Source organism: Nocardiopsis sp. iso_238 (assembly GCF_056173325.1).
In genome coordinates this window covers 4,843,732-4,857,208 of the sequence record NZ_CM149668.1, presented here as the reverse complement: position 1 = coordinate 4,857,208, position 13,477 = coordinate 4,843,732, and the positions used below count along the sequence as shown (strand labels likewise).

The 13,477-nt window shown below is 70.8% G+C and carries 14 protein-coding genes; 12 read left to right on the top strand and 2 right to left on the bottom strand.

Annotated elements, in window-relative coordinates:
• Positions 1 to 61: 61 nt before the first annotated feature.
• From AC0VYL_RS21970 to AC0VYL_RS21945, 6 genes are all read left to right on the top strand, one after another.
• Positions 62 to 925, top strand: a complete 864-nt coding sequence (locus AC0VYL_RS21970) for a heme ABC transporter ATP-binding protein (protein ID WP_475463180.1) — start codon at positions 62 to 64, stop codon at positions 923 to 925.
• A 6-nt stretch (positions 926 to 931) separates the two neighbouring features.
• Complete coding sequence (locus AC0VYL_RS21965) at positions 932 to 1,714, top strand: class E sortase (RefSeq protein WP_475455524.1); 783 nt, start codon at positions 932 to 934, stop codon at positions 1,712 to 1,714.
• A gap of 16 nt (positions 1,715 to 1,730) precedes the next feature.
• The gene (locus AC0VYL_RS21960) at positions 1,731 to 1,988 is read left to right on the top strand and encodes a hypothetical protein (RefSeq protein WP_475455522.1); all 258 of its coding nucleotides are present in this window, start codon (positions 1,731 to 1,733) and stop codon (positions 1,986 to 1,988) included.
• A gap of 423 nt (positions 1,989 to 2,411) precedes the next feature.
• Complete coding sequence (locus AC0VYL_RS21955; protein ID WP_475455520.1) at positions 2,412 to 4,136, top strand: DEAD/DEAH box helicase; 1,725 nt, start codon at positions 2,412 to 2,414, stop codon at positions 4,134 to 4,136.
• A 123-nt stretch (positions 4,137 to 4,259) separates the two neighbouring features.
• Complete coding sequence (locus tag AC0VYL_RS21950; RefSeq protein WP_475455518.1) at positions 4,260 to 5,294, top strand: zinc metalloprotease; 1,035 nt, start codon at positions 4,260 to 4,262, stop codon at positions 5,292 to 5,294.
• An 86-nt stretch (positions 5,295 to 5,380) separates the two neighbouring features.
• Positions 5,381 to 6,388, top strand: a complete 1,008-nt coding sequence (locus AC0VYL_RS21945; RefSeq protein WP_475481369.1) for a tryptophan--tRNA ligase — start codon at positions 5,381 to 5,383, stop codon at positions 6,386 to 6,388.
• 89 nt (positions 6,389 to 6,477) lie between these two features.
• Here the strand turns inward: AC0VYL_RS21945 and AC0VYL_RS21940 are convergent, their stop codons facing one another.
• Together AC0VYL_RS21940 and AC0VYL_RS21935 are read right to left on the bottom strand one after the other, a co-directional pair.
• A complete protein-coding gene (locus tag AC0VYL_RS21940) occupies positions 6,478 to 7,050 on the bottom strand; it encodes an isochorismatase family protein (RefSeq protein ID WP_475481368.1) in 573 nt (190 codons plus the stop codon).
• A gap of 59 nt (positions 7,051 to 7,109) precedes the next feature.
• Positions 7,110 to 8,411 carry a nicotinate phosphoribosyltransferase gene (locus AC0VYL_RS21935; protein ID WP_475455511.1) on the bottom strand — a complete coding sequence of 434 codons (1,302 nt, stop codon included), beginning with the start codon at positions 8,409 to 8,411 and terminating at the stop codon, positions 7,110 to 7,112.
• Between the two features lie 133 nt (positions 8,412 to 8,544).
• Between AC0VYL_RS21935 and AC0VYL_RS21930 the strand changes: the two genes are divergently transcribed.
• From AC0VYL_RS21930 to rdgB, 6 genes are all read left to right on the top strand, one after another.
• The gene (locus AC0VYL_RS21930) at positions 8,545 to 8,976 is read left to right on the top strand and encodes a M67 family metallopeptidase (RefSeq protein ID WP_475455509.1); all 432 of its coding nucleotides are present in this window, start codon (positions 8,545 to 8,547) and stop codon (positions 8,974 to 8,976) included.
• Between the two features lie 105 nt (positions 8,977 to 9,081).
• The gene (locus AC0VYL_RS21925; RefSeq protein WP_475455507.1) at positions 9,082 to 9,360 is read left to right on the top strand and encodes a MoaD family protein; all 279 of its coding nucleotides are present in this window, start codon (positions 9,082 to 9,084) and stop codon (positions 9,358 to 9,360) included.
• A gap of 7 nt (positions 9,361 to 9,367) precedes the next feature.
• Complete coding sequence (locus AC0VYL_RS21920; protein ID WP_475455505.1) at positions 9,368 to 10,315, top strand: PLP-dependent cysteine synthase family protein; 948 nt, start codon at positions 9,368 to 9,370, stop codon at positions 10,313 to 10,315.
• Between the two features lie 382 nt (positions 10,316 to 10,697).
• Complete coding sequence (locus AC0VYL_RS21915) at positions 10,698 to 11,450, top strand: MBL fold metallo-hydrolase (RefSeq protein ID WP_475481367.1); 753 nt, start codon at positions 10,698 to 10,700, stop codon at positions 11,448 to 11,450.
• Between the two features lie 194 nt (positions 11,451 to 11,644).
• Entirely contained in the window at positions 11,645 to 12,370 is a 726-nt protein-coding gene (gene rph / locus AC0VYL_RS21910) for a ribonuclease PH (protein ID WP_378740516.1), read from the top strand.
• 88 nt (positions 12,371 to 12,458) lie between these two features.
• Positions 12,459 to 13,064, top strand: coding sequence for an RdgB/HAM1 family non-canonical purine NTP pyrophosphatase (gene rdgB, locus AC0VYL_RS21905; protein WP_475481366.1), 606 nt, complete (start codon positions 12,459 to 12,461; stop codon positions 13,062 to 13,064).
• Positions 13,065 to 13,477 lie beyond the last annotated feature (413 nt).

Genomic DNA, 13,477 nt, shown 5'->3' with positions numbered 1-13,477 from the left:
CACGGGGCACACCCCACGGCGCTCGGCCCTCGCCCGCGGGTGGGCCGCGGCCGTCGCGCCCCTGACCCGCGCACCGGCCCCGCCCGCGCCCGCCGAACCCGGATCCGTGGTCGTGCGCGCCGAGGGCCTCACCGTCCGCCGGGGCGGCCGCGCCCTGCTCGACGGGGTCGACCTCACCGTCCGCGCCGGTGAACTCCTCGCCCTGGTCGGACCGAACGGCGCGGGCAAGTCCACGCTGCTGTCCGCGCTGTCGGGAGACGTCACCGGCGGCCCGACCAGGGGCGAGCGCGACTCCGGAACGGTGCGCCTGCTCGGCCGCCCGCTGCCGGAGTGGAGCCCGCCCGAACTCGCGCTCCGCCGGGCGGTCCTGCCCCAGGAGGCGGCGGTCAGCTTTCCCTTCTCCGTCACCGAACTCGTCGCCATGGGTCGTGCGCCCTGGGCCGGGCTGAGCTCCCCGGACCGGGACGACGCCCTGGTCCGGGACGCCATGGCGGAGGTCGGCGTCACCCATCTGGCCGACCGCCGCTTCCCCACGCTCTCGGGGGGAGAACGGGCCCGCGTGATGTTCGCCCGCGTCCTGGCCCAGGACACCCACCTGCTCCTCCTCGACGAACCCACCGCGGCGCTGGACATCCGCCACCAGGAACTCGTACTCTCCATCGCGCGCGGCCTCGCGTCCCGCGGTGGGGCGGTTATCGTGGTCCTGCACGATTTGGGGCTTGCGGCCGCGTACGCCCATCGTGTGGCGGTACTCTCCGGAGGACAGGTCGCCGCGCGGGGAACCCCCGCCGACGTGTTCAGCTCGTCGCTCCTCAGCGCTGTGTACCGACACGAGGTCGAAGTTCTGCCGCATCCGCGTACGGGGGTCCCGCTCGTCGTCCCCCTCCGGTCGCCCGGGTGCACACGAAAGCGTCCACAGGAGTAGGTCGTATTGGTGTCCACAACTGAACGGCAGTCCCATGATGAGCCCCACCCCTCGGGCGAGGGGCGTGAGCGGCCCCCACGGGGCCGTCGGCGCCGCCCGCGCAAACGGGCCACCCCGGGCGACGTCGTCCGGGGCATCGTCCGCTTCTTCGGCGAGGTCCTCCTGACCCTGGGTCTGCTGATGCTCTTCTACGCCTCCTACGAGGTGTACGGCTCCCAGTGGGAGACCGACCGGGAGCAGCAGGGGCTGGCCGACGGTCTGGACGAGGCCTGGGCCGCCGCCGACGAGCGCGGCCCGGACTCCGAACCCCTCCCCGGCAGCGCCGACAGCCGCCTGTACGTCCCGAGCCTGGACCTGGACTGGGTGGTGGTCAACGGCACCACCCCCGACGACATCCGGTACAGCCCCGGCCGTTACACGGAGTTCGACAGCGCGCCCGGCGAGCTCGGCAACTACGGCGTCGCCGCGCACCGCACGCCCGGTCTCTTCTGGGACCTGGACCTGCTCGACGACGGCGACGTCATGGTGCTGGAGGACGGCGAGAACTTCCACACCTACGAGGTCTTCCGTGAGGAGACCGTGCTGCCCGAGGACTTCTGGGTGGTCAACCCGGACCCCTTCGAGGAGGCCTCCGAGGAGGACCCCGAGCGGGCACTGCTCACCCTCACCACGTGCGCGCCCAAGCTCAACAACACGCACCGGCTCATCGTCTGGGCCGAACTCACCGAGACCACACCCAAGTCCGAGGGCATGCCCGACAGCATCGCCCACATGGCTCCGGACGCCTAGGGGAAGGGACGCACGAATGTACGGTCTGATCTGGCGCATCCTGCCCGGCCCCTGGGCCTCGAAGTTCATCATGTCGGTGGGCCTCCTGGCGGGCGCGGCCGCCCTGCTGTGGTTCTTCGCCTTCCCGGCGCTCTCCCCGCACATGCCGTTCAACGACGGCGCCGTCGACATGACCGGGGTCGGGGGCGAGGCCCCCGTCGGGGAGGCCGACCCGGCGACCGGTGAGGCGGACCCCGGGGAGACGGAGGTCTCCGGCGAGGGCACGGGGAACTAGGGAGTGTTTTTTGGATGCTTTCGCCGGTGGCGGCGGAGCCGCCATCGATGCGAGCGGCCGTCCAGGCAATCTCTCGCAAGCCGTGGAGCGAAGGTCAGCCCGGGTTTGGCTGTCCGAGCTTCATCGGCGCAGCGAGAGGCAGCCTGGTGGTCGCGAGCGCGGAATGATCCAAAAAACACGACCTAGGGGAGGAGCGTTCCCGAGGGGGATCTCCACACGGATTCGGAACGACGGCGCGGCGCGGTGCGGCAGGCACCGTGCCGCCTTGTCGTGGGGTGCGCGGGAGGCGCGGGGCCCGGCTCCGCGGCCCGATCGCCGGACACGCCCGGGGTGGCCGCTGTGCCCGGCGCCACCGCCGGGGCTCCCGATACGGTCTCCGGCGGCCGCTAACCTCAAGCAGGTGAGTAACGGGGGACGGAACGAATGACGGTGACGCAGACCACGACGGAGAACCGCCTGAGCGGTCTCCGGGCCTGGCAGCGGGAGGCCTTCGAGGAGTACTTCCGCAGGCAGCCACGCGACTTCCTCGCCGTGGCCACGCCCGGGGCGGGCAAGACCACCTTCGCCCTCACACTGGCGAGCGAGCTCCTCCAGCGGCACGCGGTTCGAGCGATCACCATCGTCTGCCCCACCGAGCACCTGAAGAAGCAGTGGGCGGAGGCGGCGGCCCGGTTCGGGATCGCCATCGACCCCGACTTCAAGAACGGGCAGGGCGCCCTCGGCCGCCAGTACGTTGGCGTGGCCGTCACCTACGCGCAGATCGCCGCCCACCCGATGCTGCACCGCAACCGCACCGAGGCGCGCAAGACCCTGGTCATCTTCGACGAGGTCCACCACGCGGGTGACGCCCTCTCCTGGGGCGACGCCGTCCGGGAGGCCTTCGACCCGGCCACGCGGCGGCTCTCGCTCACCGGAACCCCGTTCCGCTCCGACATCAACCCCATCCCGTTCGTGGACTACGTGCAGGACGGGGCGGGTGTGCGCCGCTGCTCGTGGGACTACAGCTACGGGTACGCGCCCGCCCTGGAGGACGGGGTCGTGCGCCCGGTCATCTTCATGGCCTACTCCGGGGAGATGCGGTGGCGGACGCGGGCGGGTGACGAACTCGCCGCCCGCCTCGGCGAACCCCTCACCAAGGACGCGCTGTCCCAGGCGTGGCGGGCCGCGCTCGACCCCAAGGGCGACTGGATCAAGAAGGTCCTCCAGGCGGCCGACCGCAGGCTGACCGAGGTGCGCAAGACCCACGCGGACGCGGGCGGCCTGGTCATCGCGAGCGACCACGAGAACGCCCGCGCCTACTCGCGCATCCTGCGGCAGATCACCGGCAAGGGCGCCACCGTGGTGCTGTCCGACGACCCCACCGCCTCGAAGAAGATCACCCGCTTCTCGAAGAGCGACGACCGCTGGATGGTCGCGGTCCGGATGGTCTCGGAGGGCGTGGACGTGCCCCGCCTGATGGTGGGCGTGTACGCGACCTCCACCAGCACCGCGCTGTTCTTCGCGCAGGCCATCGGCCGTTTCGTGCGGGTGCGCCAGCGGGGCGAGGTGGCGTCGGTGTTCCTGCCGTCGGTGCCGACCCTGCTGGAGTACGCGGGGGAGATGGAGCGCGAGCGCGACCACGTCCTGGACAAGCAGCCCGCGGACGACGAGTACCCCGAAGAGGACCTCCTCAAGGAGGCCAACAAGAAGAAGGACACTCCGGACGCGGGGGAGGAGCTCCCCTTCGAGACCATGGAGTCCGCCGCCGAGTTCGACCGCGCGCTGTACGACGGGCTGGAGTACGGGGGCGGGGCCGCCGGCTCCAGCGAGGAGGAGGACTTCCTCGGGCTGCCCGGACTGCTCGACCCGGACCAGGTCTCCCAGCTGCTGCGCAAGCGCAAGGCGGACATCCACGCGAGCCAGCTCAAGGCCAAGGGGAAGTCCGAGCCGGAGGAGGAGTCGGGGCCCACGCACGAGGTCCTGGCCGAGCTGCGCAAGGACCTGAGTAACCTGGTCGGCGCCTGGCACCACCGCACCGGCAAGCCGCACGGGGTGATCCACAACGAGCTGCGTCGCGCCTGCGGGGGGCCGCCGGTCGCGCAGGCCACGCCGCCGCAGATCCGTGAGCGCATCGCCAAGCTCAGAGCCTGGGCCGTGGGCCAGAAGTAGGTCCGCGGCGGGGAGCGGGGCGTACGGGCGGCGGCCCCGCCCACGGGCCGGGGACGGCAAACACTTCGCAAGGTCGGGCAAGTTCACCAAACGCAGAGCAATCGGACCACTACAGTCCGTGAGGTGATTGGACGAAGCCCGCGCGGAGGCTCAGCCGCGACCTGGACCGGCCTGACCCTGTGCGCACTCGCACTGACCGGTCTGGTGGCGAGCTCGCTGCCAGAACCCGCCCACCCCGAACCACAGCGGGCCGGGGTGACGCTCGCCGCGGACCAGCACTGTCCCCCCGAGGGGGACCGGGTCGACGACGCCGTCGACACCGCCGCCCGGGCGGCCTCCACTAGGGTCGCCGGCCCCGGGGCCGGGACCGCCGAGGTGGAGATCACCCCGGAGAAGGCGGCCGAGTACGAGGAACGGCTCCGCGACGCCCTGGTCGCCGAGCGCGGACGCGAGCTCGCCGCGCCGTACACGGTGCCGGTGGCCGTGCACGTGATCTCCGCCGAGGACGGCCGGGGCGAGGTGACCGACGAACGGATCCAGGAGCAGGTCGACGTCCTCAACAAGGCCTACCAGGGCGGCTACGCGCTCGGCTCCGAAGGCACCGACACCGGTTTCCGCTTCGAGCTCTCGGACGTCACCCGCAACGTGAACGACGCCTGGTTCCGCGACTTCAACCGCTACCGCGACACCATCCGGGCCGACCTGCGCCAGGGCGGTGCCGAGACGCTGAACATCTACACCACCCAGCTCGACTCCGGTCTGCTCGGCTACTCCACCTTCCCCCAGGACTACGCCGCCGACCCGGAACAGGACGGCGTCGTCATCGCGCACGACACCTTCCCGGGCGGGACGCGCGACCGCTTCAACGAGGGCCACACCGGCACCCACGAGGTCGGCCACTGGCTGGGCCTGTTCCACACGTTCCAGAACGGCTGCGAGAGCCCGGGGGACTACGTGGACGACACCCCGTACGAGCGCGAGGCGGCGGCGGGCTGCCCTGAGGGTCGGGACAGCTGCCCCGATCTCCCGGGACTCGACCCCGTCACCAACTTCATGAACTACAGCGACGACGCCTGCATGACCCACTTCACCCCGGGGCAGTCCCAACGCATGGCCGAGCACTGGGAGGCCTTCCGAAGCGGATCGGCCCGGCTCTGACCGGTCCGCTCCCAGGAGGACGGCGCCCCGCCCGGCGGGGCGCCGTCCGCGTGTCCGGGGCCGGGCGGCGTCGATAGGCTGGGAACATGGCAGCGAACACCTATCTGACCGGGATCAAGCCCACCGGCGACTTCCACCTGGGCAACTACATCGGCGCGATCAAGCCCGCCCTGGCGGCGGCGGAGGTCTACGACACCTTCTACTTCATCGCGGACTACCACGCGCTCAACATCATCAAGGACGCGGACGAACTCCGTCAGAGCATCCGGTCGGGCGCTGCCACCTGGCTGGCCTGCGGACTCGACCCCGAGCGCACGGTCTTCTACCGTCAGTCCAGCATCCCCGAGATCTTCGAGCTCACCACGATCCTGAGCACCCTCACCCCCAAGGGGCTCATGAACCGCGCACACGCCTACAAGGCCGCGCGCGACCGCAACACCGAGGCGGGCGTCACCGAGCTCGACGCCGGGGTCAACATGGGGCTGTACAACTACCCCGTGCTCATGGCGGCCGACATCCTCATCATGGAGGGCGAGCGGGTCCCCGTGGGGCGCGACCAGTCCCAGCACATCGAGTACACCGCCGACATCGCCGGGTACTTCAACCACCGGTACGGCGACCGATACAGCTTCCCCCTCCCCAAGGGCGTCATCGACGACAGCGAAGCGAGCATCCTGCCCGGGACCGACGGCCGCAAGATGAGCAAGTCCTACGACAACCACATCCCGCTCTTCCTGCCGGAGAAGAAGCTCCGCAAGGCCATCAACCGCATCCCCACGGACTCCACCCCCGTCGAGGACCCCAAGGACCCGGACACCTCGATCCCGTTCCAGCTGCTCACCCACTTCGCCGACGCCGAGAAGGTGGCCGACGTGCGCGAGCGCCTGGAGGCGGGCGGCATGGGCTGGGGCGACCTCAAGAAGGAGCTCTTCGAGGCGGTCAACACCGAGCTCGGCCCCAAGCGCGAGCGCTACGAGGAGCTCATGGACTCGAAGACCGAGCTCGACGAGATCCTCGACTCCGGCCTCGAACGCGCCCGTTCGCGCGCCCGTCGCGTGCTGGGCGACGTTCGCGCCGCCATCGGCATCGACTAGCGGTACCCGTACACAGACGGGGGCGGTGGTGATCGCTTCACCACCGCCCCCGCCGTCGTTCCGGGCCCCGGACGGGGCCGCCGCCGGGCTCAACCCACCAACGGCTCGCCCTCCAGCTCCACACCGGCACCGCGCAGCCGCTCCAGCGCCGAGTCCACCGTGGGCCTGGCCACCCCCGCCGTCAGACCGAGCAGGACCCGGGTCCGGATCCCCTCGCCGTTGGCGTCCAGAGCGGTCGCCCGCACGCAGTGGTCGGTGGCGACGCCCACCACGTCCACCTCGTCCACCCCGCGCTCGCGCAGCCACGCCGACAGAGTCGTCTCGCCATCCCCGGCCGTGCCCTCGAAACCGCTGTAGGCCGCCTCGTACTGCCCCTTGCTGAAGACCTCCTCGGCCAGCGAGGCGTCGAAGTCGGCGTGGAACTCCGCGCCGGGCGTTCCCGCCACACAGTGCACGGGCCAGCTGTTCACGAAGTCGGGGTCGTCCGAGAAGTGCGCCCCCGGGTCGATGTGGTGGTCACGGGTGGCCACCACGTGGTCGTAGCCGCCGGTCCGCGCGAGCTCGGTGACGGCGGCCGCGGTACGGGCGGCCCCCTTCACGCCCAGGCTGCCGCCCTCGCAGAAGTCGTTCTGAAGGTCCACCACGATGAGTGCCCTGGTCATGTCGGCACCTCACTTCCTTGTCGTCGAGAAGCCGATCGGGATCGGCGGGGTGGCTCGGATCAGTGGAAGACGGTCGCCAGCGCGACGTCGCCGCGGGACATCCTCAGCGCCTGCTCGGGAAGCTCGGCCAACGCCGCGCTGTGGCGTGCCCGAGCCTCGTGCACGCTCTCGTGTCCCACCACTTCGCCGCCGGTGACCAGCGGGCGCAACAGCGGCCGGGTCCCGACCTGGTCGGTCGGCTCGTGCGGGTACACCTCCTCCGCCACGGCGATCCCCTTGTCGTCCAGCCGCCGGACCGCCCACTTGCGGCCGCCCCGGCTCGGCTTGCCGACCGAGCGCTTGGCGACCGGCTCCAGCGGAGCGTCCGGCTCCAGGCCGCGCGCCCGCGCCACCAGCTTGTACACCAGAGACACGGTCGGGGCCCCCGAACCCGTCACCAGGGACGTACCCACTCCGTACCCGTCGACCGGGGCCACCGCCAGCGCCTGGATCGAGTGCTCGTCCAGGTCACCGGTGACCACGATGCGGGTCCCGGTCGCGCCGAGGTCGTCCAGCTGCCGACGCACCCGGGAGGCGGTCGTCCCCAGGTCCCCGGAGTCGATCCGGATGGCGCCGAGCTCGGGTCCGGCCAGCTCCACCGCGTGCCGCACCGCGCGTTCGACGTCGTAGGTGTCCACGAGGAGCGTGGTCCCCGTGCCCATGGACTCCAGCTGGGCCTTGAAGGCGTGCTGTTCGCTGTCGTGCAGCAGGGTGAACGCGTGCGCCGCCGTGCCGCCGGTCGGTACCCCGAAGCTGCGCCCCGCCTCCAGGTTGGAGGAGGTCGAGAACCCGGACACGTAGGCGGCGCGGGCCGCCGCGACGGCCGAGCGCTCGTGGGTGCGCCGGGAGCCCATCTCGATCAGGGGCCGCTCTCCGGCGGCCACGCGCATCCGGGTGGCGGCGGAGGCGATCGCGCTGTCGTGGTTGTACACCGACAGTGCGAGGGTCTCCAGGATCACGGCTTCGGCGAAGGTGCCCTCCACGACCAGGATCGGCGACCCCGGGAAGTAGGCCTCGCCCTCGCCGTAACCCCACACGTCCCCGGAGAAGCGGTACTCCGACAGCCACTTCAGGGTGGTCTCGTCCACGACTCCGTGGTCGGACAGGAAGTCCAGTTCCTCGGAGCCGAAGCGGAAGCGCTCCAACAGGTCCAGGAACCGGCCGGTCCCCGCCACGACGCCGTAGCGTCGGCCCTCCGGCAGGCGTCGGCCGAACATCTCGAACACCGACCGGCGTGCGGCGGCCCCGCTGTGCAGGGCTCCCTGGAGCATCGTCAGTTCGTAGTGGTCGGTGAGCAGCGCGCTGCTGCTGTCCTCGCTCATAGGGGCGAGCCTACGTGTTCCGGTCTGGGCGGGTACGCGCGCCCCACCTGCGCCGGGGTGCTCTCCGGAGTGACCTCCCCCGCATTAATACCCACTTGGTTGGTAGAGAAGCGGATGTGGGTACCCTGGAGCCATGCTGAGGATCGACCGCTCCATCCACGACCAGATCGTCGCCCACGCGCGACGCGACCACCCCGACGAGGCGTGCGGTGTCGTCGCGGGGCCCGAGGGCTCCGACCGCCCGGAGCGGATCATCGAGATGCTGAACGCGGCACGCTCCCCGACGTTCTACGAGTTCGACTCGACCGAGTACAAGAAGGTCTACGACGAGCTGTGGGACCGCGACGAGGAGTTCGTCGTGATCTACCACTCCCACACCGCGACCGAGGCCTACCCCTCGCGCACCGACATCACGTACGCGCAGTGGCCCCAGGCCCACTACGTCCTCGTGTCCACCCGCGAGCCCGACACCGCCGAGTTCCGTTCCTTCCGGATCATCGACGGCGAGGTCACCGAGGAGCCCGTCGAGATCGTCGACGCCGACGGCTCCGGCGCGGACCAGTAGGTACGCGCCCATCGGACGACCCGGCACGACGGCCCACGGAATGCCACCGGCGGGCCGCCTGTTGGACCTGAACGCACAACAACGACCGTTTACGGAGTCACCTTCATGGCCATCGAGGTCCGCATCCCCACCATCCTGCGCAACCTGACCAACGACGCGAAGGTCGTCCAGGGGTCCGGCGAGACCCTCAGTGACCTGGTCACCGACCTGGACCAGCAGTACCCCGGCATCGCGGAGCGCCTGGTGGACGGCGGCAAGCTGCGCCGGTTCATCAACGTCTACCTGAACGACGAGGACGTCCGCTTCGTCGGCGGTCTTGAGGCCAAGCTCTCCGACGGCGACAACGTGACCGTCCTGCCCGCCGTCGCGGGCGGCTCTCGCTGAGGAAGCCATGCGCTACGACTCCCTGCTCGACTCCCTCGGAGGCACGCCGCTGGTCGGCCTGCCTCGGCTCTCGCCCTCGCCGGAGGTCCGGCTGTGGGCGAAGCTGGAGGACCGCAACCCCACCGGCTCGATCAAGGACCGCGCCGCGTTCTTCATGATCGAGCAGGCCGAGAAGGACGGGCTGCTCTCCCCGGGGTGCACCATCCTGGAGCCGACGTCGGGGAACACCGGCATCTCGCTGGCCATGGTCGCGAAGCTGCGCGGCTACCGCATGGTCTGCGTCATGCCGGAGAACACCTCCGACGAACGCAGGAAGCTGCTGGCCATGTGGGGCGCCGAGGTCCACTACTCCGACGCCGCGGGCGGTTCCAACGAGGCCGTCCGGGTCGCCAAGAAGATGGCCGCGGAGAACCCCGACTGGGTGATGCTCTACCAGTACGGCAACCAGGCCAACGCGCGGGCCCACTACGAGACCACCGGGCCCGAGCTGCTGACCGACCTGCCGGAGATCACCCACTTCGTGGCGGGGCTCGGCACCACCGGAACCCTCATGGGTGTCGGCCGGTACCTGCGCGAACGCAAGCCGGACGTGCGGATCGTGGCCGCCGAGCCGAGGTACGGGGAGCTGGTCTACGGGCTGCGCAACCTCGACGAGGGGTTCGTTCCGGAGCTCTACGACGAGTCCGTGCTCACCACGCGCTTCTCCGTCCCCTCGGAGGCGGCGCTCCGGCGGACCCGCGACCTCCTGCACAAGGAGGGCATCTTCGCGGGCATCTCCACGGGCGGAGCGCTGCACGCGGCCCTGGGCATGGCCCGCAAGGCGGAACGGGCGGGCGAGAGCGCCGACATCGCGTTCGTCATCGCGGACGCCGGGTGGAAGTACCTCTCCACCGGCGCCTACGAGGGCACCGTCGAAGAGGCGGAGGAGCGCCTGGACGGCCAGCTCTGGGCCTGACCCGGGCCTGACCCGGGCCCCGCGACGGCGCGGGCCGGGCCGCGTCCGGGGTGGACGGGTCCGGGTGCCCGTCGCAGGGTGCCACGGTGTCACGGAGGCCGGTTTCCCACGGGGAACCGGCCTCCGGTACGTTCCCCCACAGGTCAGTTCCTGTCCTGAACTCGGCCCCGGTGAACCGGTCAAATCTGGTCAATCGGTGTGAAAAATTCACACGTGATGCACGTCGCCTGAGATGCGGGCCACATTTTGTACCACCCAGGCGGTCATTGGGGTACACCCGTAACAACGGGACATCCGCAGAACCAGCCGCCCACCGCTCTCCCCGCACACGTCACCAAGGGGCCACGGAAGCAGTGCGGCCGATCGAAAAGGCGACGACGACGTGCGACTCACGATTATCGGGTCCTCCGGGAGCTTCCCCGGGCCGGACAGTCCGGCCTCCTGTTACCTGGTGGAGGCGGACGGCTTCCGGCTCCTGCTCGACCTGGGCAACGGCGCGCTCGGCGCCCTCCAGCGCCACGCCGACCTCTACTCCGTCGACGCCGTCTACCTCAGCCACCTGCACACCGACCACTGCGCGGACATGTGCGCCTACTGGGTCGCCCGGATGTACTCGCCCGGGGGCGCCAAGCCCCCGATCCCCGTGTACGGCCCCGAGGGCGTCGCGGACCGCCTCGCGGAGATCTACGGACTGGACCCCGACCCCGGCATGACCGAGGTCTTCGACTTCCACGAGCTCACCCCGGGTGAGTTCCGGATCGGTCCCCTGACCGCCCGCGTCGCCCGCGTCAACCACCCCGTCGACGCCTTCGGCATCCGCCTGGAGCACGGCGGCGTCAGCCTCGTCTACTCCGGCGACACCGGCTCCTGCGACTCCCTGGTCGACCTGGCCCGCGACACCGACCTGTTCCTGTGCGAGGCCGCCTTCCACGACCACGTGGAACACCCGAAGGACATGCACCTCACCGGCAGCGAGGCCGGCGACCACGCCACCAGGGCCGGGGCGCGCAAACTGCTGCTGACCCACCTGGTGCCGTGGAACGACGACGACGTCACGCTGGCCGAGGCGCGCGGCACCTACGAGGGGCCCATCGAACTGGCCCGGGGCGGAGAGGTCCGCGAGATCGGCGCCTGACCCCGACCGTTCGGTGAGGCGGTACCCGGACCCGACCGAAACACGGAGGGTCACGGACACACCGGGTCACCGATGAGGTGGGACCGTGTCCGTGTGAGTAGGGGTGGGTGGGGCCCGTGTGGCGCGGGTCCCACCTGACCGGTAGGACCCGGCTCCAGCACAGTGGAACACCGTGCCGATATACGCTCGTGTCCATGGCTCGACCTGACGGACGCGTTCCGACCCAACTCCGCCCTGTGAACATCCACCGCAACTGGCTCCGCCACGCGGAGGGATCCGCCCTCATCGAGTTCGGGGACACCCGCGTGCTCTGCGCGGCCACCGTCGAGGACGGTGTGCCCCGCTGGCGCCGGGGTACCGGCGAGGGCTGGGTCACCGCCGAGTACGCGATGCTCCCGCGCTCCACGGACACCCGAGGCGCCCGTGAGTCGGTGCGCGGCAAGATCGGCGGCCGCACCCACGAGATCTCCCGCCTGATCGGCCGCTCCCTCCGTGCCGTCGTCGACTTCAAGGCGATGGGCGAACACACCATCACCCTCGACTGCGACGTGCTCCAGGCCGACGGCGGCACCCGCACCGCCGCGGTGACCGGCGCCTACGTGGCCCTGGCCGACGCGATGAAGCACCTGCGCAAGCGGCGCAAGCTCAAGAACAACCCGTTGACCGGCTCGGTGGCGGCCGTCAGCGTCGGTGTGGTGCAGGGGCAGCCCCGGCTGGACCTGAACTACCTGGAGGACTCGGTCGCGGACACCGACATGAACGTCGTGCTCACCGGTGACGGGAAGTTCGTGGAGGTGCAGGGCACCGCCGAGGGCCAGGGAGCCGCCTTCGACCGTGAACTGCTGAACAAGCTGCTCGACCTCGCCTCCGGCGGGTGCGAGGAGCTGACCGCCATCCAGAAGAAGGCCCTGTCGGAGTGACTGTCGTGAGCGGGCCGGTCCGGTACCGGCACCGCTCCCCAGGGGGAGGTCCCCTGGGAGGAGTAACGGTGAGAGCGGAGGAGGCACGGTGAAGCTCGTCCTTGCGACGCGCAACGCGAAGAAGGTGCCCGAGATGCGCGCCATCCTGGCCGAGGCCGGGGTGACGGCGGAGGTGCTGGCCCTGGACGCGTTCCCGGACGCGCCCGAGGTCCCCGAGACCGAACCCTCCTTCATCGGCAACGCCCTGCTCAAGGCGCGGGCGATCGCGGCGCACACGGGTCTCCCGGCCGTCGCGGACGACTCGGGTCTGAGCGTGGACGAACTCCGGGGGATGCCCGGGGTGCTGTCCGCGCGCTGGGCCGGGCGCTTCGGTGAGGGCGACCAGGACCGGGCCAACCTGGACCTGGTGCTGGACCAGCTCGCGGACACCCCCGCCGACCGCAGGGGAGCGGAGTTCGTCTGCGCGGCGGTCCTGGTGATGCCGGACGGAACCGAGGCCGTCGCCGAGGGCGTGCTGCGCGGGCGCCTGGTCGGCGAACGCCGTGGGAAGAACGGGTTCGGCTACGACCCGGTCTTCGTCCCCGAAGGGGAGACCCGAACGGCGGCGGAACTGTCGCCCGGGGAGAAGAACGCGATCAGCCATCGAGGCATCGCCTTCCGGCAGCTCGCCCGTGAACTGGCGGAGATGGTCTGAGCCGTCGGCCGGGCCGTCGGACCAGCGACGGTGGGGGCGGGTGCGGGACCCGACCGGGTCCCGCACCCGCCCCCACACGGTTTCCGAGGCCATGGTTCGGAAAAGGATCGCTGACCGGTGTTTGACCGGACCCCGTGCGGGGGAGGACCACCTATGTCTGACAAGCAAGCCACGAGAAGCGCCGGTCTCCGTCTGTGGGACCGAGCCGAACGGGGCGTCGCTCCGCGGACCGGTGAAGGACCCGAGATCACGGGGGCTTCCGGGTCGACGCGGAACGTCCGGGCAGATCGGGGTTCCTCCCACGGTCCGGACGGATTTGACGTCTTCGGACCAGTTACCTAGACTCAGCGAGTCGCTGCGGGACGGCGAGCGGAACCTTCGCGGTTTCGACTCGGAACCGGGCCGCGATCACA

Excerpts from the sequence above, each read along its gene's own strand:
- AC0VYL_RS21960 (WP_475455522.1), top strand. The coding sequence starts at position 1,731 with ATGTACGGTCTGATCTGGCGCATCCTGCCCGGCCCCTGGGCCTCGAAG.
- AC0VYL_RS21955 (WP_475455520.1), top strand. The coding sequence starts at position 2,412 with ATGACGGTGACGCAGACCACGACGGAGAACCGCCTGAGCGGTCTCCGG.
- AC0VYL_RS21945 (WP_475481369.1), top strand. The coding sequence starts at position 5,381 with ATGGCAGCGAACACCTATCTGACCGGGATCAAGCCCACCGGCGACTTC.
- AC0VYL_RS21940 (WP_475481368.1), bottom strand. The coding sequence starts at position 7,050 with ATGACCAGGGCACTCATCGTGGTGGACCTTCAGAACGACTTCTGCGAG.
- AC0VYL_RS21935 (WP_475455511.1), bottom strand. The coding sequence starts at position 8,411 with ATGAGCGAGGACAGCAGCAGCGCGCTGCTCACCGACCACTACGAACTG.
- AC0VYL_RS21930 (WP_475455509.1), top strand. The coding sequence starts at position 8,545 with ATGCTGAGGATCGACCGCTCCATCCACGACCAGATCGTCGCCCACGCG.
- AC0VYL_RS21925 (WP_475455507.1), top strand. The coding sequence starts at position 9,082 with ATGGCCATCGAGGTCCGCATCCCCACCATCCTGCGCAACCTGACCAAC.
- AC0VYL_RS21920 (WP_475455505.1), top strand. The coding sequence starts at position 9,368 with ATGCGCTACGACTCCCTGCTCGACTCCCTCGGAGGCACGCCGCTGGTC.
- rph (WP_378740516.1), top strand. The coding sequence starts at position 11,645 with ATGGCTCGACCTGACGGACGCGTTCCGACCCAACTCCGCCCTGTGAAC.